Source organism: Pseudomonas sp. LM13 (assembly GCF_041381355.1).
GTDB lineage: Bacteria > Pseudomonadota > Gammaproteobacteria > Pseudomonadales > Pseudomonadaceae > Stutzerimonas > Stutzerimonas frequens.
Genome location: NZ_JACBXH010000007.1, coordinates 1 through 17,714 on the forward strand (window position 1 = coordinate 1; position 17,714 = coordinate 17,714).

The following is a 17,714-nucleotide window of genomic DNA, read 5'->3' on the forward strand; positions in this document are numbered from 1 at the left end:
GGCCGCCCGGCTGGCTTCCCAGGCGAACTGATAAACTCGCCGCCATTATGATCCGACTTCAGAACCTCACTCTACAGCGTGGCCCTCAGCGTTTGCTGGAAGGCGCCGAGCTGACCCTGCATCCCGGCCAGAAGGCCGGCCTGGTCGGTGCCAACGGTGCCGGCAAATCCACACTCTTCGCCCTGCTGCGTGGCGAGCTGGTGCCCGATGGTGGCGACTGCCAGCTGCCGCCGGATTGGCGCATCGCGCACATGCGCCAGGAGATCGATACCCTCGACCGCCTGGCGGTAGATTACGTGCTAGACGGCGACGTCGAGTTACGTCGTATCCAGCGTGACCTGGCTGCTGCCGAGCAGGCTCATGACGGCAACGCCCTGGCGCGCCTGCACAGCGAGCTGGACAATGCCGACGGTTACAGCGCCGATGCACGGGCGCGCAAGCTGCTCGCCGGGTTGGGCTTTTCCAACGAGCAGATGGCGCTGCCGGTCGGTAGCTTTTCCGGTGGCTGGCGCATGCGTCTGAATCTGGCTCAGGCGCTGATGTGTCCTTCGGACCTGCTGCTGCTGGACGAGCCGACCAACCACCTCGACCTGGATGCGATCCTCTGGCTCGAGGACTGGCTCAAGGGCTATCCCGGCACGCTGCTGCTGATTTCCCACGACCGCGACTTTCTCGACGCGGTGGTCGACCACGTCATCCACCTGGAGCAGCGCAAGCTGACCCTCTATCGCGGCGGCTACTCGGCGTTCGAACGCACCCGCGCCGAGCGTCTGGCCCAGCAGCAGCAGGCCTACGAGAAGCAGCAGGCGCAGCGCGCGCACATGGAAAGCTTCATCCGCCGCTTCAAGGCCAAGGCGACCAAGGCGCGCCAGGCACAGAGCCGGATCAAGGCGTTGGAGCGGCTGGAGGAACTGGCCCCGGCGCATGTGGATTCGCCGTTCGATTTCCGTTTCCGCGAAGCCGACAAGGTCTCCAGCCCGTTGCTGGATCTGGCCGAGGGCCGTCTCGGCTATGGCGACAAGCTGGTGCTGGACAAGGTCAAGCTGCAGCTGGTGCCCGGCGCACGGATCGGCCTGCTCGGCCCTAACGGTGCCGGCAAATCGACCCTGATCAAGACGCTCTCCGGCGAGCTTTCGCCTCTCGGCGGCCGCCTGCAGCGCGGCGAGAACCTGGTGGTCGGCTACTTCGCCCAGCACCAGCTCGATTCGCTCGACCCCAAGGCCAGTCCGCTGCTGCATCTGCAGCGCATCGCCGCCAACGAGCGTGAGCAGACCCTGCGCGATTTCCTCGGCGGCTTCGATTTCCGCGGCGATCGTTGCGACGAGCCGGTGTTGAACTTCTCCGGTGGCGAGAAAGCGCGCCTGGCGCTGGCGCTGATCGCCTGGGGCAAGCCCAACCTGCTGCTGCTCGACGAACCGACCAACCACCTCGACCTGGAAATGCGCCTGGCACTGACCCTGGCGCTGCAGGACTTCGAGGGAGCGGTGCTGGTGGTGTCGCACGACCGCCATCTGCTCAAGAGCACTACCGACGAATTTCTGCTGGTGGCCGATGGCCGAGTGCAGGACTTCGACGGCGATCTCGAGGATTACGCGCGCTGGCTGGTGGACTACCGGGCGCGCCAGCAACCAGTAGCGAGCGGCGAGCCTGCCGTGGACAAGACCGACAAGCGCGCCCAGCGCCAGGCCGCCGCCGCGCTGCGTCAGCAGCTGGCGCCGCACAAGCGCCAGGCCGACAAGCTGGAGAAGGACCTGGCTGGTGTGCACGAAAAGCTGGCCGCACTGGAAACCCGACTCGGCGACAGTGCGCTCTATGAGGTGGCGCGCAAGGACGAACTGCGAGAGCTGTTGGCCCAGCAGGCCGAGCTCAAGGTTCGCGAAGGCGAGCTGGAAGAGGCCTGGCTGGAAGCACTGGAAACCCTGGAAGCCCTGCAGGCGCAACTGGAGGCCAGCGCGTGAACGAAACCTGGCTGGCCCTGATCGAGGAGTGGCGCCTGCAGTGGATGCTGGGTCTGCAGGTGCTGCTGATCCTGTTGGTGGCGTATGTGCTGCAGCGCCTGGTCGTGCGCGGACTGACCCGGCTGTCGTCGCGCTATCCGCTGCCGCCGGAGTTGCTGATCCCGGTGCGCGGTGGTATCCGCTGGTTCATCATCGGCGGTGCGCTGATCATGGTGCTGGAGCGCTTCGGGGTGTCCGCCACGGTGCTCTGGACGGCCATTTCTGGTTTCGTCGCGGTAGCCGCGATCGCCTTCTTCGCGATCTGGAGCGTGCTGTCCAACCTGCTCTGTGCCGTGCTGATCCTCACCGTCGGTCCGTTCCGCCTGGGCGACGTGGTGGAGATCGTCGAGGCGTTCGACAAGCCGATCGTCAAGGGACGCGTCATCGACATCAATCTGCTCTACACGACCCTCGAGGAAGTGGCCGAAGCCGAGACCGGCGCCATCGTCCAGGTGCCCAACAGCCTGTTCTTCCAGAAAGCCGTGCGCCGCTGGCGCGGCGGCGACATGCAACTGATCAACCCTCCCACCCCAGAGAAGTAACCTATGGAATGGCTCAGCAACCCTGAAATATGGGTCGCCTTTCTGACCCTGACTGCCCTGGAGATCGTCCTGGGCATCGACAACATCATCTTCATCTCGATTCTGGTCAGCCGCCTGCCCAAGGCGCAGCAGCCCAAGGCGCGCATCTTCGGCCTGGCGCTGGCCATGGGCACGCGGATCCTGCTGTTGCTGTCCATCGCCTGGGTGATGCGCCTGACCAACGACCTGTTCACGGTGCTTGGGGAGGGTGTTTCCGGGCGCGACCTGATCCTGTTCTTCGGTGGCCTGTTCCTCCTGTTCAAGAGCACCATGGAGATCTGGCACAGCGTCGAGGGTGAGGAAGAGGACCAGGCTGCTGGCAGCGGGGTGAAGGCCGGGTTCCTCGGGGTCATCCTGCAAATCGCGGTGATCGATATCATTTTCTCGCTGGACTCGGTAATCACCGCGGTGGGCCTGGTGCAGAACGTTCCGGTGATGGTCGCCGCGATCGTCATCGCCGTGCTGGTCATGATGCTGGCGGCGGGTACCATCAGCGACTTCATCGACAAGCATCCGACGCTGAAGATTCTTGCCCTGTCGTTCCTCATCGTCGTCGGTACGCTACTCATTGCCGAAGCCTTCGACGTGCATGTACCCAAGGGCTACGTCTACTTCGCCATGGCCTTCTCGCTGGGCGTCGAAGCGCTGAACATCCGCATGCGCAAGGCCATGAAGCGCAAGCTGAAGGAACCGGTGAAACTGGGCAAGGACATGCCGGACTGACCATCGCGCCAAGTTCGCGCGCTCGACCAAGGGAGACTGACCATGACGCTGGAAACCTGGCTTGCCTTTTTCGTCGCCTGTTGGGTGATCAGCCTGTCGCCGGGGGCCGGGGCCATCGCTTCGATGTCCTGCGGCTTGCAGTACGGCTTCTGGCGCGGCTACTGGAACGCCATCGGTCTGCAGCTGGCGCTGGTGCTGCAGATCGCCGTGGTCGCCGCCGGTGTCGGCGCGGTACTGGCGACCTCGGAACTGGCGTTCGGCCTGATCAAGTGGTTCGGCGTCTGCTACCTGCTCTGGCTGGCCTGGAAGCAGTGGCAGGCACAACCGGAAGCGCTGGACGACTCGGCCGCGCCGCGGCCCATCGGCCGGCCGCTGAGCCTGGTCTTGCGTGGCTTCCTGGTCAATGCCAGCAATCCCAAGGCAATCGTCTTCATCCTTGCGGTGCTGCCGCAGTTCCTCGATCCGCAGCGGCCGCTGCTGCTGCAGTACAGTGAGATGGCGGCGACCATGGTGGTGGTCGATCTGCTGGTCATGGCCGGCTACACCGGGCTTGCGGCCAAGGTGTTGCGCCTGCTGCGTACGCCGCGTCAGCAGCGCCTGGTCAACCGCAGCTTTGCCACCATGTTCGCCGGGGCAGCGGCCCTGCTGGCGACTGTCCGGCGCGCCGCGGCATGAGTGCGGCAGGACCGATGCGTGTGTGGATCGACGCCGACGCCTGCCCACGCGCGGCCAAGGATCAGGTGATCAAGTTCGCCCTCAAGCGCAAGTTCGAGGTGCTGCTGGTCGCCGGGCAGAGCCAGGTCAAGCCGGCGTTCGCCTGTGTGCGCCTGATCGTCGTGCCGAGCGGGCCGGATGCCGCGGACGATTATCTGGTCGAGCATGCCGAGCCCGGTGACCTGGTGATCTGCAGCGACGTGCCGCTGGCCGACCGGCTGGTGAAGAAGGGTGTCGCCGCGCTCGACCCGCGCGGGCGCGAGTTCGACGAGCGCAACATGGGCGAGCGCCTGGCGGTGCGCAACCTGTTCACCGATCTGCGCGATCAGGGGCAGATGGGTGGCGGCCAGGCAGCTTACGGCGAGCGTGACCGACAGGCGTTCGCCAATGCGCTCGACCGGCTGCTCACGCGGTTGTCCCGGCCACAGTGAGCGGCCGCGCGGCCAGCCAGTCGCGCAGCGCCGGTAACGGCAGCGGCCGGCTGTAGTAGTAGCCCTGGATGAAGTCGCAGCCGTTCTCGCGCAGGTAGTCGAGCTGCACCGCCTCTTCCACCCCTTCGGCCACCACCTTCAGCCCCAGCTTGTGCGCCATGGCGATGATCGCCGCGGTGATGGCGCGGTCGTTGGCCTGCTCGGCGATTTCCCGGACGAAGGCGCGGTCGACCTTGAGCGTATCGACCGGCAGCTGACGCAGGTACGCCAGCGAGGAATAGCCGCTGCCGAAATCATCGATCGAAACCTTCACGCCCAGCTCGCGCACCGCATCCAGCGTGCGGATCGCCGCGCCGAGGCTGTTCATCAGGGCGTTCTCGGTGACTTCCACGGTCAGCCGCGCCGGCTCGAGCCCCGTGCGCTCGAGAATCCGCGCAACCACCGTGGGCATCTGCGGGTTGGATAGGTTGAGCGCCGAGCAATTGACCGCCATGCGCAGATCGTGACCTTCGCCCAGCAGCCCGGCCAGGTCGGCGCAGGCACGGCGCGCCACCCAGGTGTCCAGCTCGGCGACGAAACCGTGCTGCTCGGCCAGCCCGACGAAGCGCTCCGGACTGATGAATCCCTGCTGCGGATGCTGCCAGCGCACCAATGCTTCGAGGCTCACCGGACGCCCGCTGCGGCCGTCGACGATGGGCTGGTAGTGCACGCTGAGCAGGTTCTCGTTCAGCGCGCGGCGCAGGTCCTGCTCCAACGACAGGTCTTCCTGGGCGCGCAGTTCCAGAGCCGGGTTGAAGCGCAGGCTGCGGTTGCGGCCGCTGGCCTTGCACTGTCCGACGGCCAGGCCGGCGTGGCGGAACAGGGCATCGAAGTTGAGGCCATCCTCCGGGTACTGACTGATGCCGATGCTGGCCGTAAGGCGCAGCTGGGTGTCGCCGAGGACGAACGGTGGGCGCAGCTGCTCGAGGATCCGGTTGGCCAGTGCCTGGGCGTGCTCCCATGCGCCCAGGGTGAGCACGCAGAACTCGTCGCCGGAGAAGCGCGCCAGCATGTCGTGCTGACCGAGCACCGCGCGAATGCGCTGCGCCGTCTGCTGCAGCGCCAGGTCGCCGCTGCGGTGGCCGAGGCTGTCGTTGATGCGCTTGAAGCTGTCCAGGTCCACCACCAGTACGGCCAGCGCCTGGCGTTCCGCGCGCACGGCCAGCACCTGGGTGACCATCTCGGTGAAGGCACGGCCGTTGAACAGGTTGGTCAGCGGGTCATAGTGGGTCATCGCATTGAGCTGGTGCTCGGCCAGATCGAGCGCCTGGCGCTGCTCGCTGAAGCGCTGTTCGGCCCAGCTCGCAGCAATGCCGATGACGATCACCAGCAGGGCTACCAGGCCGATCGCCGAGGCGAGGGCGCCCTGGCCGGTATGGCTGCCGAATGGCGCGGCATGCTCCACGAGACCGGCGGGGACAGCCAGGGTCAGCGCGTGCATCCCGGTGTAGTGCATGGAGACGATCGCCGCGCCCATCACCAGGCTGCAGAGCAGGCGTTGCCAACGCTGATGGCGGCTCTGGCTGCTGCTGAAGTGGAAGCCCATTACCAATGCGGCGATGGAGGCGCCGATGGCGATCAGCACCGAGGCGGCGAAGGCCAGCGGCGCGTAGTACAGCGTGGCCAGCGAACGGATCGCGGCCATCCCGGTGTAATGCATCGCCGCAATGCCGATGCCGGCAGCGGTCCCGGCCAGGGCGTACTGCGCCACGCTCAACCGATCGCGGCCAAGCACGCGCATCACCACGTAGGACACCGCCACGGCGATCAGTAGCGAAAGGGCGGTGATGCCGTGCTCGTAGCGAATGTCCAGCGGCGCGCGGAAGGCCAGCATGCCGATGAAATGCATCGACCAGATTCCGCCGCCCAGGGCGAAGGCGCCGACCCAGCGCCAGAGCTCGCGCCCGCGCGGGCTGCTGCTGCGGCTGACCCGCTTGGCCAGGGCCAGGGCGGTGAAGGCCGCGGCGCTGGCGATCAGATAGGAGAGTACGACCAGCAGCGGGTCGTGGCTATGCCCGAGCAGGGCAACTTGGTCGGCGGGCAGGTCGGAAAAAAGCAGTCTGGACACGCGGCGGCACTCGAACTGTCGGGCGTCCTGCCTCGTGGAGATGATGGCTCATGGCTATGTGCGGCAGAGTGTACGAGAGCGCACCCCGGCCGCCAATCTCCTATCGGTCGGTCAGCCGCAAAGATAAGTGCCGGTGCCCACGGCGATCAGCGTGTCCGATTCGCTGTGCAGCTCCGAACGTACCACAGCGACCTTGTTGCCCGAGCGCAGCAGGGTCGCGCTGGCAGTGAAGCGCGTGCCGCGGCCGGGGCGCAGATAGTCGATGCGCAGGTCGATGGTGCCGAGGCGGGATAGGCGGGCGGCGCGTTCCTGCATGGTCAGGTGACGATGCTTGTCGAAGGCGCCCAGCATCGCCATGGCGCCACCGGCGACGTCGAGCAACGAGGCGATCACGCCGCCGTGGAGGATGCCATGGACGAAGTTGCCGACCAGCTCGGGCTTCATTGGCAGGTGCATCACCACCCGCGACGTGGAGATCTCATCGAGCTCGATGCCCAGGGCCTGGTTGAAGGGGATGCGCTCGAACATCTGGCGTACCGCCTGGGCCTGCTCGGCGAGCAGCGCGTCGTCATGGTTCATGGTCGGCATTCCTGAAGAGGGTCGGACCAAACTGCCCGAGGTCGCCCGGGCTGAACAGGCCAACGGCAAGAGCACCCGCGGCTTTGGCGACTTTCGCGCAAAAAAATCCCGGGTTGCCCCGGGATTTACAGCCTGTTCGAAGAATCAGTCCTCGGTGGTCATCTCCAGCACTCGGTCGACCAGCTTGTAGATGCCGGACGCCGCTTCGCTGATGGACTGCGCCAGCATGTAGGCCGGGGTGGTGACCAGGCGGTGCTGCTTGTCCACCACGATGTCGCTGACCTCGCAGGCCTGGTGGCTGGCACCCATCTGGCCGACGGCCTTGGCGGCGTCGGCGTCGTCGCTGCCGAGGGTGCAGATCACGCCGGAGCCGAAGATCTCCGCGGCCATGGTCGGCGCGATGCACATCATGCCGACCGGCTTGCGCGCCTCGGCGAAGGCCTTGACCAGCGCCACCACGTCCGGCAGGGCCTTGCTGTTCGCACCTTCGGTGGCGAAGGTGGAGAGGTTCTTCGCGGCACCGAAGCCGCCAGGCATGATCAGCGCGTCGAAATCCTCGGCGCGTGCCTCGCGCAGATCCTTGATTTCGCCACGGGCCAGGCGTGCCGATTCGGTCAGTACGTTGCGCGATTCCGGCATTTCCTCGCCGGTCAGGTGGTTGATCACATGCATCTGCGCAATGTTCGGTGCGAAGCACTGCACCTTGACGCCGCGCTGGTCCAGGCGCAGCAGGGTGATGACGCTCTCATAGATCTCCGAGCCGTCGTAGACGCCACAGCCGGATAGGATCACGGCGACTTTCTTGTTCATATCGATACTCCTGGTCAGTTTCAACGGCCCTGGGGTGGGCGCTGCGGATGGGCTCGATGCTAATACCTGGGGCGGTTCCAGGTAAGCCCCGCATGCTGGTTTGGATTCGCCTGACCGCCCGGTGTTCATTGCCGCGGGTCTGGCCCGCTGCTTTACGCTCGCTCAAAGCACTGGCAGTCGTGGGCGGGGCTGGCGACAATGGGGCGATTTCGCAGGCCCGGCGGCATGGCGCTGTCATCATTTCGTCATGCTTCAGGCCTATAAACGTCATATTCGCCCGTTCTGCGGGCCAGGAGTCCGTTGTGAGTTTCGTTCCTGCCAGCCGCCTGTTCCCCGCCACCCGCCTGCGCCGCAACCGTCGCGACGAGTTTTCCCGCCGTCTGGTGCGCGAGAACGTGCTGACGGTCGATGACCTGATCCTCCCGGTGTTCGTGCTCGATGGCGAGAACCGTCGCGAAGCCGTGCCGTCGATGCCCGGCGTCGAGCGGCTGTCCATCGACCTGCTGCTCGAGGAGGCCGAGGAGCTGGTGGCGCTCGGCATCCCGGCACTGGCGCTGTTCCCGGTGACACCGCTGGAGAAGAAATCCCTGGATGCCGCCGAAGCCTGGAATCCGGACGGTATCGCCCAGCGCGCAACCCGTGCGTTGCGTGCGCGCTTCCCGGAGCTGGGCATCATCACCGACGTCGCGCTCGATCCGTTCACCACTCACGGCCAGGACGGCATCCTCGACGACAACGGCTACGTACAGAACGACGTCACCGTCGATGCGCTGGTCAAGCAGGCGCTCTCCCATGCCGAGGCCGGTGCCCAGGTGGTCGCGCCGTCGGACATGATGGATGGCCGCATTCAGGCGATCCGCGAGGCGCTGGAAGTGGCCGACCACCACAACGTGCGCATCATGGCCTATTCGGCCAAGTACGCCAGTGCCTACTACGGCCCGTTCCGCGATGCGGTGGGTTCGGCAGCGAATCTCGGCAAGAGCAACAAGAACACCTACCAGATGGACCCGGCCAACGGCGACGAGGCACTTCACGAGGTGGGCGCGGACCTGGCCGAAGGCGCCGACATGGTCATGGTCAAGCCCGGCCTGCCGTACCTGGACATCGTCTGGCGGGTGAAGGAGGCCTTCAAGGCGCCGACCTTCGTCTATCAGGTCAGCGGCGAGTACGCCATGCACATGGCCGCCATCCAGAACGGCTGGCTGAGCGAGGCCGTCATCCTTGAGTCTTTGGTCGGCTTCAAGCGCGCCGGGGCCGATGGCATCCTCACCTACTTCGCCAAGCAGGCGGCACAACAATTAAAACGGGGCCAGTGAGCCCTTTTCGAGGCAAAGCGATGATCAACCAGGGACTCAGCGAAAAGGATCTGCAGGACGCCGTCGTCAGCGAGGCGCTGGAGGTGGTCGAGCCGGAAGCGGTAGCGGTGCCTTCCGCGCCGCCGGAAGTCGTCGAGGAGGCGCCGGTCGCACCGGTGACCAATCTGGATGACAGCGCGCTGTACATCCACCGCGAGCTTTCCCAGCTGCAGTTCAACATCCGCGTGCTGGAGCAGGCGCTGGACGAGTCCTATCCGCTGCTGGAACGGCTGAAGTTCCTGTTGATCTTCTCCAGCAACCTCGACGAGTTCTTCGAGATTCGCGTTGCCGGGTTGAAGAAGCGCGTCACCTTCGCCCGCGAGCAGGCCGGCGCCGATGGTCTGCAGCCGCATCAGGCGCTGGCGCGCATTTCCGAGCTGGTGCATGAGCAGGTCGACCGCCAGTACGCGATCCTCAACGACGTGCTGCTGCCGGCGCTGGCCGAACACCAGATCCGTTTCATCCGCCGCCGGCACTGGACGGCCAAGCTCAAGGCATGGGTGCGCCGCTACTTCCGTGACGAGATCGCACCGATCGTCACGCCGATCGGACTCGATCCGACCCACCCGTTCCCGCTGCTGGTGAACAAGAGCCTGAACTTCATCGTCGAGCTGGAGGGCGTCGATGCGTTCGGTCGCGATTCCGGTCTGGCGATCATCCCGGCGCCACGGCTGCTGCCGCGGGTGATTCGCGTGCCGGAGTCGGTCGGTGGTCCAGGCGACAATTTCGTCTTCCTCTCCTCGATGATCCATGCCCACGCCGACGACCTGTTCCATGGCATGCGGGTCAAGGGCTGCTACCAGTTCCGCCTCACCCGTAACGCCGACCTCTCGGTGGACACCGAGGACGTCGAGGACCTGGCCCGCGCGCTGCGTGGCGAGCTGATCTCGCGGCGTTACGGCGATGCCGTGCGTCTCGAGGTGGCCGACACCTGTCCGCAACACCTGGCGGACTTCCTGCTCAAGCAATTCAGCCTCGGCGAGAGTGAGATGTACCGGGTCAACGGCCCGGTCAACCTGACCCGGCTGTTCAGCATCACCGGCCTGGACAGCCACCCGGAGCTGCAATACAGCCCGTTCACCCCGTCGATTCCGAAGCTCCTGCAGAACAGCGACAAGATCTTCAGCGTGATCAACAAGCAGGACATCCTGCTGCTGCACCCCTTCGAGTCGTTCACGCCGGTGGTCGACCTGCTGCGCGAGGCGGCCAAGGACCCCTGCGTGCTGGCGATCAAGCAGACGCTTTACCGCTCCGGCGCCAACTCCGAGATCGTCGACGCGCTGGTGGATGCGGCGCGCAGCGGCAAGGAGGTCACTGCGGTGATCGAACTGCGCGCCCGCTTCGACGAGGAATCCAACCTGCAGCTGGCCAGCCGCCTGCAGCAGGCCGGCGCGGTGGTTATCTACGGCGTGGTCGGCTACAAGACCCACGCCAAGATGATGCTGATCCTGCGTCGCGAGAACGGCGAGCTCTGCCGCTACGCGCACCTGGGCACCGGCAACTACCACGCGGCCAACGCGCGGCTGTACACCGACTACAGCCTGCTGACCTCGGACGACGCGCTCTGCGAGGACGTCTCCAAGCTGTTCAGTCAGTTGATCGGCATGGGCAAAACCATGCGCATGAAGAAGCTGCTGCACGCGCCCTTCACGCTGAAGAAGACGCTGCTCGACTTGATCACCCAGGAGACCCAGCATGCGGCCGAGGGCCGGCCGGCGCACATCATCCTGAAGATCAACGCACTGACCGATCCGAAGATGATCAAGGCGCTGTACAAGGCCAGCCAGACCGGCGTGCGTGTGGACCTTATCGTGCGCGGCATGTGCTGCCTGCGCCCTGGCATCGCTGGGGTCTCGCACAACATTCATGTGCGCTCGATCATCGGTCGCTTCCTCGAGCACAGCCGGGTGTTCTACTTCCAGAACGATGGCGACGAGAAACTCTATCTCTCCAGTGCGGACTGGATGGAGCGCAATCTCGATCGGCGGGTGGAAACCTGCTTCCCGGTCGAGGGCAAGAAGCTGGTGACGCGGGTGAAGAAAGAGCTGGAGGGCTTCCTCAGCGACAACACCCAGAGCTGGATCCTGCAGCCTGACGGCAGCTACGTGCGCAACAGCCCGACCGGCAACCAGAACGCGCGCAACGTGCAGAGCACTTTGCTCGAGCGTCTCACCGGACCGCAGGTCGGGACGCGTTGAGTTCGGGCTGGCTGCCGGTTGACTGAATGAACAAGGGCCCCTGCGGGCCCTTGTTTCATTTCATGCGCAGGTCGTAGCCCACGCGCGCGAGCCAGGCGGCTTCGGCCTCGAAGTCGGCGCGGGTCAGCGGGTTGGCGTTCAGCCAGTCGATCGGGAAGATCAGCTCCAGGCTGCGCTCGTCGGCCTTCAGTTGCACGTCGGAGACGGCATTGGCGCCGCGGATGTGGTGGAACAGGATCGCGAAGCGCAAAAGGATGCACAGACGAACCAGGGCGTCGGCGTCGGCACCGAGTTCGCCGAACTTGTCCTGTGGGATGTTGCGCCGGTGGCCGCGCACCAGTAGCGCCAGCATGAGCTGGTCCTGGCGCGAGAAACCGGGCAGATCGGAGTGCTCGATCAGGTAGGCGCCGTGCTTGTGGTAGTGGTAGTGGGCGATGTCCAAGCCCACTTCGTGCACCCGTGCTGCCCAGGCGAGCAGCTCGCGGTGCCAGTCCTGATCCAGGTTCCAGGCTTCGGCCACCTGGTCGAAAGCCTCCAGCGCCTTGGCCTCGACCCGCGCGGCCTGCTCCATGTCGACGTGGTAGCGCTCCATCAGGAAGCTCAGCGAGCGATCACGAATGTCCTCGTCATGGTGGCGGCCCAGCAGGTCATAGAGCACCCCTTCGCGCAGGGCACCCTCGGAATGGGTCATGCTGCTGATCTCCAGGGCATCGAAGATCGCCTCGAGAATCGCCAGGCCAGCGGGAAACACGCCGCGGCGATCGGGCTTGACGCCGTCGATATCGATCTTGTCCACCTCGCCGAGCTTGAACAGCTTGCGCTTGAGCCAGCCGATACCTTCGACGTTGGCCTCACCGTTGCCCATGCCGCCGCTCTTGATCGCCAGCCCGACGGCGCGGATGGTGCCGGATGCGCCGATGGACTCCTGCCAGCCGAGCCGGCGCAGGCCATGCTCGATGCCCATCAGCTCGACCCGCGCCGCGGTGTAGGCCTGAGCGTAGCGTGCCGGGGTGATCTTGCCGTCACGGAAGAAACGCTGGGTGTAGCTTACGCAGCCCATCTGCAGGCTTTCGCGCAGCTGCGATTCGAAGCCTTCGCCGATGATGAACTCGGTGCTGCCACCGCCGATATCGGCTACCAGCCGCCGGCCCGAACCGCTCGGGATGGTGTGCGACACGCCCAGATAGATCAAGCGCGCCTCTTCGCGGCCGGAGATGACTTCCACCTGATGGTTGATGATCTCTTCGGCGCGGCGGATGAAGGTGGCGCGATTGCGCGCCTCACGCAGCGCGTTGGTGCCGACGATGCGTACGGCGCCCTGCGGCAGATGATTGACCAGCTGAGCAAACCGCCGCAGGCAGTCGAGTCCGCGCTGCATGGCGGCTTCGTCGAGCAAGCGGTTTTCGTCGATCCCGGCGGCCAGCTGGACCTTTTCGCCGAGACGTTCAAGGATGCGCATTTCGCCATTGCTGGTGCGCGCGAGCACCATGTGAAAACTGTTCGAGCCCAGATCCAGGGCAGCGATCATGGGAAAGGTCTCGGCGGTGTTCTGGCGCATTGGGCAGTCTCGATGCAAAACCCCGACATCCTGACATGATCGCCCCGATCCGCCAACGCAGTCTTCGCCGCAGCAGAGCCTCTGATCGGCTGCTCGTGGCCCGCTGGCGGGTCTGCGGCTTTCGATCCGCCCGCAGTAGGGCTATGATGGCGACCTTTCTGTTCCGACCCTGGAGAAAATCCATGAGCGAATACATCAACAATGTCAGCGACAGCAGTTTCGAGCAGGACGTCCTCCAGGCCGACGGTCCCGTGCTGGTCGACTACTGGGCTGAGTGGTGCGGCCCCTGCAAGATGATCGCGCCGGTACTCGACGAGATCGCCAAGGATTACGAAGGCCGCCTGAAGGTCTGCAAGCTGAACATCGACGAGAATCAGGAAACTCCGCCGAAGTACGGTGTGCGCGGTATCCCGACGCTGATGCTGTTCAAGAACGGTAACGTCGAAGCGACCAAGGTCGGCGCACTGTCCAAGTCGCAGCTGGCTGCCTTCCTCGACAGCAACATCTGAGTACGACGAAGATCGCCTCCAAAGCCCTCGCACTTGCGGGGGCTTTTTTCTTCGGCAGGGTGGACGCTTCGCCTGCACGGTGCTAAATTCGGCCTCGCGACGCTTTCTTCCGTCGCCCTCTGCATGCCGTCGCCGACGCACTTCAGCCTCATAAAGCACAACGAGCCTCGTTCGTCTCCTGCTGCGCGGCTTCTCAAGCTAATCGCTTTCTACATCCTTCCTGATCTCTTTCTATGAATCTGACCGAACTCAAGCAAAAGCCCATCACCGAACTGCTGGAAATGGCCGAACAGATGGGCATCGACAACATGGCCCGTTCGCGCAAGCAGGACGTGATTTTCTCCCTGCTGAAAAAGCACGCGAAAAGCGGCGAGGAAATCTCCGGTGATGGCGTGCTGGAGATTCTCCAGGACGGTTTCGGCTTCCTGCGCTCCGCGGATTCTTCCTATCTGGCCGGCCCGGACGACATCTATGTCTCGCCCAGCCAGATCCGCCGCTTCAATCTGCGCACCGGTGACACCATCATCGGCAAGATCCGCCCGCCCAAGGAAGGCGAGCGTTACTTCGCCCTGCTCAAGGTCGACTCGATCAACTACGATCGACCGGAGAACGCGAAGAACAAGATCCTCTTCGAGAACCTGACTCCGCTGTTCGCCAACCAGCGCCTGAAGATGGAAGCCGGCAACGGTTCCACCGAAGACCTGACTGGCCGCGTGATCGACCTCTGCGCGCCGATCGGCAAGGGCCAGCGTGGCCTGATCGTCGCACCGCCGAAGGCGGGCAAGACGATCATGCTGCAGAACATCGCCAGCAACATCACCCGCAACAACCCCGAGTGCCATCTGATTGTTTTGCTGATCGACGAACGCCCGGAAGAAGTGACCGAGATGCAGCGCACCGTGCGCGGCGAAGTGGTTGCCTCTACCTTCGACGAACCGCCGACCCGCCACGTGCAGGTCGCCGAGATGGTGATCGAGAAGGCCAAGCGCCTGGTCGAGCACAAGAAGGACGTCGTCATCCTGCTCGACTCCATCACTCGTCTGGCGCGCGCCTACAACACCGTGATCCCGAGCTCCGGCAAGGTGCTGACCGGTGGTGTCGACGCCCACGCGCTGGAGAAGCCCAAGCGCTTCTTCGGCGCAGCGCGCAACATCGAGGAGGGCGGCTCGCTGACCATCCTCGCCACCGCGCTGGTGGAAACCGGCTCGAAGATGGACGAGGTGATCTACGAGGAATTCAAGGGCACCGGCAACCTCGAACTGCAGCTGGATCGCCGCATCGCCGAGAAGCGCGTGTTCCCGGCCATCAACATCAACCGCTCCGGCACTCGCCGCGAGGAGTTGCTGACCGCCGAGGACGAGCTGCAGCGCATCTGGATTCTGCGCAAGCTGCTGCACCCGATGGACGAGATCGCCGCCATCGAGTTCCTCCTCGACAAGCTCAAGGACACCAAGACCAACGACGAATTCTTCATGTCCATGAAGCGCAAGTAAGCGACTCGTCGTTGCCAACAAGGCCGGGGAAACCCGGCCTTTGTCTGTCTGCAGATTTTGGAAAACCCGACGCCGGCGCTAAACTTTGCGCCCCGACCCTGCCGGCCCATGCGAGGCTCAAGCATGCAGTATCGCGATCTGCGCGACTTTATCAGCGGCCTGGAAAAACGCGGTGAGCTCAAGCGCGTCACGGCTGCCGTCTCCCCCGTGCTGGAAATGACCGAAATCTGCGACCGCACCTTGCGTAAGCAGGGCCCGGCGTTGCTCTTCGAAAATCCGACCGGTTTCGACATGCCGGTGCTCGGCAATCTGTTCGGCACGCCCCAGCGGGTCGCTCTCGGTATGGGCGCCGACGATGTGTCCGAACTGCGTGAGATCGGCAAGCTACTGGCCTTTCTCAAGGAGCCGGAGCCGCCGAAGGGCCTGAAGGACGCCTGGAGCAAGCTGCCGATCTACAAGAAGGTCATCAGCATGGCGCCCAAGGTACTCAAGGACGCGCCCTGCCAGGAAGTGATCCTCGAAGGTGACGACGTCGACCTGGCGAAGATTCCGGTGCAGCATTGCTGGCCGGGTGACGCCGCGCCGCTGATCACCTGGGGCCTGACTATCACCAAGGGCCCGAACAAGGAACGGCAGAACCTCGGCATCTACCGTCAGCAGGTCATCGGTCGTAACAAGGTCATCATGCGCTGGCTGAGCCACCGTGGCGGAGCGCTGGATTTCCGCGAATGGTGCGAGAAGTATCCGGATCGGCCGTACCCGGTGGCGGTGGCGCTGGGTGCCGATCCTGCGACCATTCTCGGCGCGGTCACGCCGGTGCCCGATACGCTGTCCGAATATGCCTTTGCCGGCCTGCTGCGCGGCTCGCGCACCGAGCTGGTCAAGGCGGTCGGCTCCGATCTGCAGGTGCCGGCGTATGCCGAGATCGTCCTCGAAGGGCATATCCATCCCGGCGAGATGGCCGATGAGGGGCCCTACGGCGATCACACCGGCTACTACAACGAGGTGGACCGCTTCCCGGTGTTCACCGTCGAGCGCATCACCCACCGCAAGAATCCGATCTACCACAGCACCTACACCGGACGTCCGCCGGATGAGCCGGCGATTCTCGGTGTCGCGCTGAACGAGGTGTTCGTGCCGATCCTGCAGAAGCAGTTCCCGGAGATCGTCGACTTCTATCTGCCACCGGAAGGTTGTTCCTACCGCATGGCGGTGGTGACCATGAAGAAGCAGTATCCCGGCCATGCCAAACGAGTGATGCTTGGTGTCTGGTCGTTCCTGCGCCAGTTCATGTACACCAAGTTCGTCATCGTCACCGACGACGACATCAATGCCCGCGACTGGAACGACGTGATCTGGGCCATTACCACGCGCATGGACCCCAAGCGCGACACGGTGATGATCGACAACACGCCGATCGACTACCTGGATTTTGCCTCGCCGATCTCCGGGCTGGGCTCGAAGATGGGCCTGGATGCGACGCACAAGTGGCCGGGTGAGACCAATCGTGAATGGGGCCGGGCCATCGTCCAGGACCCGGCGATCAAGCAGCGGGTCGATGAACTCTGGTCGCAGCTGGGTATCGACTGACATAACCGAAGAGGCGGGCCCGAGCCCGCCCGAAGCCTTGACGGGTTCTCCCGTTCACAGAAAAGACGTGCAGATGAAAGTGACCTTGCAGCCCTCCGGCGCCGTGCTCGATGTGCGACCCGGCGAACGCCTACTCGATGCAGCCAAGCGGCTGGGCTACGAATGCCCGCAGAGCTGCCGCAATGGCAATTGCCATATCTGTGCCTCGCTGCTGGTCGAGGGCCGTGTGCGCCAGGACGGCGAGGTGCGCGACCACGGCGAGCTGCTGGCCTGCCTGGCCGAGCCGCTGGAAGACTGTGTGCTGCTCTGGGATGGTGTGCTGGCGCCCGGCGAACTACCGGTGCGCGAGCTGAGCTGCCAGCTCAGTGACTACGAAGAGGTGGGTGGTGACGTGGTGCGCCTGCGCCTGCGCCTGCCGGCCGGGCGTCAGCCGCGTTATCACGCCGGTCAGTATCTGCTGCTGCAGCGCGAGGATGGCGAGTGGTCGGCTTTTTCGCTGGCCTCGGCGCCGGGCAGTGGCCGCGAGCTGGAGCTGCACGTGTTGGCTCGCGAGGAATCTGCTATCGAGTTGTTGACGTTCCTGCGTCGCCAGGGCTTCGCTCGAATCCAGATGCCCTTCGGCGACACGCACCTGGCCGAACTGCCGGAGGGTCCGCTGGTACTGATCGCCGCCGGCACTGGCATGGCGCAGATGCACAGCCTGATCGAGTACTGCCGCGCTGCCGGTTTTCAGCATCCGGTGCATCTGTACTGGGGGGTGCGGCGACCGGAAGACTTCTATCGACTGCCGCACTGGGAGGAGTGGCAGAGCATGAGCAACCTGCATCTGCACCGCGTGGTCAGTGATGTCTGCGGCTGGGAAGGGCGCTGCGGGATGCTGCACGAGGCGATTCGCGAAGACTTCAGCGACCTCAAGCCGCTGCATATCTATGCCAGCGGCTCGCCCTCGATGGTTTACGGCACTCTGGATGCGCTGGTGGAGGCGGGAATGGACCCGCATCAGATGCGCGCCGATGTCTTCGCCTACGCGCCGCGGGAAAGCTGAGCAGGGTTTCTCGGCTCAATCAAA

At 64.7% G+C, this 17,714-nt stretch carries 15 protein-coding genes; 11 read left to right on the forward strand and 4 right to left on the reverse strand.

Annotation, left to right across the window (positions count from 1 at the left end; translation table 11 throughout):
- Positions 1-47: 47 nt before the first annotated feature.
- Genes HZR81_RS07555 through HZR81_RS07575 form a run of 5 tightly spaced genes read left to right on the forward strand, consistent with a single transcriptional unit; the run spans position 48 to position 4,446 of the window.
- Complete coding sequence (locus HZR81_RS07555; protein ID WP_500127727.1) at positions 48-1,958, forward strand: ATP-binding cassette domain-containing protein; 1,911 nt, start codon at positions 48-50, stop codon at positions 1,956-1,958.
- Positions 1,955-2,539 carry a mechanosensitive ion channel domain-containing protein gene (locus tag HZR81_RS07560; protein WP_200596033.1) on the forward strand — a complete coding sequence of 195 codons (585 nt, stop codon included), beginning with the start codon at positions 1,955-1,957 and terminating at the stop codon, positions 2,537-2,539. The genes HZR81_RS07555 and HZR81_RS07560 overlap by 4 nt, the downstream gene beginning before the upstream one ends.
- A gap of 3 nt (positions 2,540-2,542) precedes the next feature.
- Positions 2,543-3,301 (forward strand): TerC family protein, encoded by a 759-nt coding sequence (locus HZR81_RS07565; RefSeq protein ID WP_500127728.1) that lies wholly within the window; start codon positions 2,543-2,545, stop codon positions 3,299-3,301.
- A 42-nt stretch (positions 3,302-3,343) separates the two neighbouring features.
- Positions 3,344-3,976 (forward strand): LysE family transporter, encoded by a 633-nt coding sequence (locus HZR81_RS07570; RefSeq protein ID WP_230726088.1) that lies wholly within the window; start codon positions 3,344-3,346, stop codon positions 3,974-3,976.
- 14 nt (positions 3,977-3,990) lie between these two features.
- On the forward strand, positions 3,991-4,446 hold the full coding sequence (locus HZR81_RS07575; protein WP_267932937.1) for a YaiI/YqxD family protein: 456 nt from the start codon (positions 3,991-3,993) through the stop codon (positions 4,444-4,446).
- Here HZR81_RS07575 and HZR81_RS07580 read toward each other — a convergent pair.
- The 3 genes from HZR81_RS07580 to elbB all read right to left on the reverse strand — a co-directional run bounded on the left by HZR81_RS07580 (position 4,421) and on the right by elbB (position 7,942).
- Positions 4,421-6,553, reverse strand: a complete 2,133-nt coding sequence (locus HZR81_RS07580) for a putative bifunctional diguanylate cyclase/phosphodiesterase (RefSeq protein WP_500127729.1) — start codon at positions 6,551-6,553, stop codon at positions 4,421-4,423. The two genes, HZR81_RS07575 and HZR81_RS07580, sit on opposite strands and share 26 nt — an antisense overlap.
- A gap of 111 nt (positions 6,554-6,664) precedes the next feature.
- Positions 6,665-7,132 carry a thioesterase family protein gene (locus tag HZR81_RS07585; protein ID WP_110778208.1) on the reverse strand — a complete coding sequence of 156 codons (468 nt, stop codon included), beginning with the start codon at positions 7,130-7,132 and terminating at the stop codon, positions 6,665-6,667.
- 144 nt (positions 7,133-7,276) lie between these two features.
- Entirely contained in the window at positions 7,277-7,942 is a 666-nt protein-coding gene (elbB, locus tag HZR81_RS07590; protein ID WP_500127730.1) for an isoprenoid biosynthesis glyoxalase ElbB, read from the reverse strand.
- Positions 7,943-8,244: 302 nt separating this feature from the next.
- On the opposite strand from elbB, the gene hemB reads away from it, so the two are divergent.
- Positions 8,245-9,258 carry a porphobilinogen synthase gene (hemB, locus tag HZR81_RS07595; RefSeq protein ID WP_500127731.1) on the forward strand — a complete coding sequence of 338 codons (1,014 nt, stop codon included), beginning with the start codon at positions 8,245-8,247 and terminating at the stop codon, positions 9,256-9,258.
- A 20-nt stretch (positions 9,259-9,278) separates the two neighbouring features.
- Entirely contained in the window at positions 9,279-11,495 is a 2,217-nt protein-coding gene (gene ppk1, locus HZR81_RS07600) for a polyphosphate kinase 1 (RefSeq protein WP_500127732.1), read from the forward strand.
- Positions 11,496-11,550: 55 nt separating this feature from the next.
- Here ppk1 and ppx read toward each other — a convergent pair whose 3' ends face one another.
- Positions 11,551-13,053 carry an exopolyphosphatase gene (ppx, locus tag HZR81_RS07605; RefSeq protein WP_500127733.1) on the reverse strand — a complete coding sequence of 501 codons (1,503 nt, stop codon included), beginning with the start codon at positions 13,051-13,053 and terminating at the stop codon, positions 11,551-11,553.
- A gap of 182 nt (positions 13,054-13,235) precedes the next feature.
- Here ppx and trxA point away from each other — a divergent pair, with 182 nt between their 5' ends.
- The 4 genes from trxA to HZR81_RS07625 all read left to right on the forward strand — a co-directional run bounded on the left by trxA (position 13,236) and on the right by HZR81_RS07625 (position 17,690).
- Positions 13,236-13,562 (forward strand): thioredoxin TrxA, encoded by a 327-nt coding sequence (gene trxA, locus HZR81_RS07610; protein ID WP_003283463.1) that lies wholly within the window; start codon positions 13,236-13,238, stop codon positions 13,560-13,562.
- A gap of 233 nt (positions 13,563-13,795) precedes the next feature.
- Positions 13,796-15,055, forward strand: coding sequence for a transcription termination factor Rho (gene rho, locus HZR81_RS07615; protein ID WP_003295563.1), 1,260 nt, complete (start codon positions 13,796-13,798; stop codon positions 15,053-15,055).
- A 123-nt stretch (positions 15,056-15,178) separates the two neighbouring features.
- Positions 15,179-16,645, forward strand: coding sequence for a 4-hydroxy-3-polyprenylbenzoate decarboxylase (gene ubiD, locus HZR81_RS07620; protein ID WP_500127734.1), 1,467 nt, complete (start codon positions 15,179-15,181; stop codon positions 16,643-16,645).
- Between the two features lie 73 nt (positions 16,646-16,718).
- Positions 16,719-17,690, forward strand: coding sequence for a CDP-6-deoxy-delta-3,4-glucoseen reductase (locus HZR81_RS07625; protein WP_500127735.1), 972 nt, complete (start codon positions 16,719-16,721; stop codon positions 17,688-17,690).
- Positions 17,691-17,714 lie beyond the last annotated feature (24 nt).

Bases quoted from the DNA above. Each gene is read 5' to 3' on its own strand.
- HZR81_RS07555 (WP_500127727.1), top strand. From the start codon at position 48: ATGATCCGACTTCAGAACCTCACTCTACAGCGTGGCCCTCAGCGTTTG.
- HZR81_RS07565 (WP_500127728.1), top strand. From the start codon at position 2,543: ATGGAATGGCTCAGCAACCCTGAAATATGGGTCGCCTTTCTGACCCTG.
- HZR81_RS07570 (WP_230726088.1), top strand. From the start codon at position 3,344: ATGACGCTGGAAACCTGGCTTGCCTTTTTCGTCGCCTGTTGGGTGATC.
- HZR81_RS07575 (WP_267932937.1), top strand. From the start codon at position 3,991: ATGCGTGTGTGGATCGACGCCGACGCCTGCCCACGCGCGGCCAAGGAT.
- HZR81_RS07585 (WP_110778208.1), bottom strand. From the start codon at position 7,132: ATGAACCATGACGACGCGCTGCTCGCCGAGCAGGCCCAGGCGGTACGC.
- elbB (WP_500127730.1), bottom strand. From the start codon at position 7,942: ATGAACAAGAAAGTCGCCGTGATCCTATCCGGCTGTGGCGTCTACGAC.
- ppk1 (WP_500127732.1), top strand. From the start codon at position 9,279: ATGATCAACCAGGGACTCAGCGAAAAGGATCTGCAGGACGCCGTCGTC.
- ppx (WP_500127733.1), bottom strand. From the start codon at position 13,053: ATGCGCCAGAACACCGCCGAGACCTTTCCCATGATCGCTGCCCTGGAT.
- trxA (WP_003283463.1), top strand. From the start codon at position 13,236: ATGAGCGAATACATCAACAATGTCAGCGACAGCAGTTTCGAGCAGGAC.
- rho (WP_003295563.1), top strand. From the start codon at position 13,796: ATGAATCTGACCGAACTCAAGCAAAAGCCCATCACCGAACTGCTGGAA.
- ubiD (WP_500127734.1), top strand. From the start codon at position 15,179: ATGCAGTATCGCGATCTGCGCGACTTTATCAGCGGCCTGGAAAAACGC.
- HZR81_RS07625 (WP_500127735.1), top strand. From the start codon at position 16,719: ATGAAAGTGACCTTGCAGCCCTCCGGCGCCGTGCTCGATGTGCGACCC.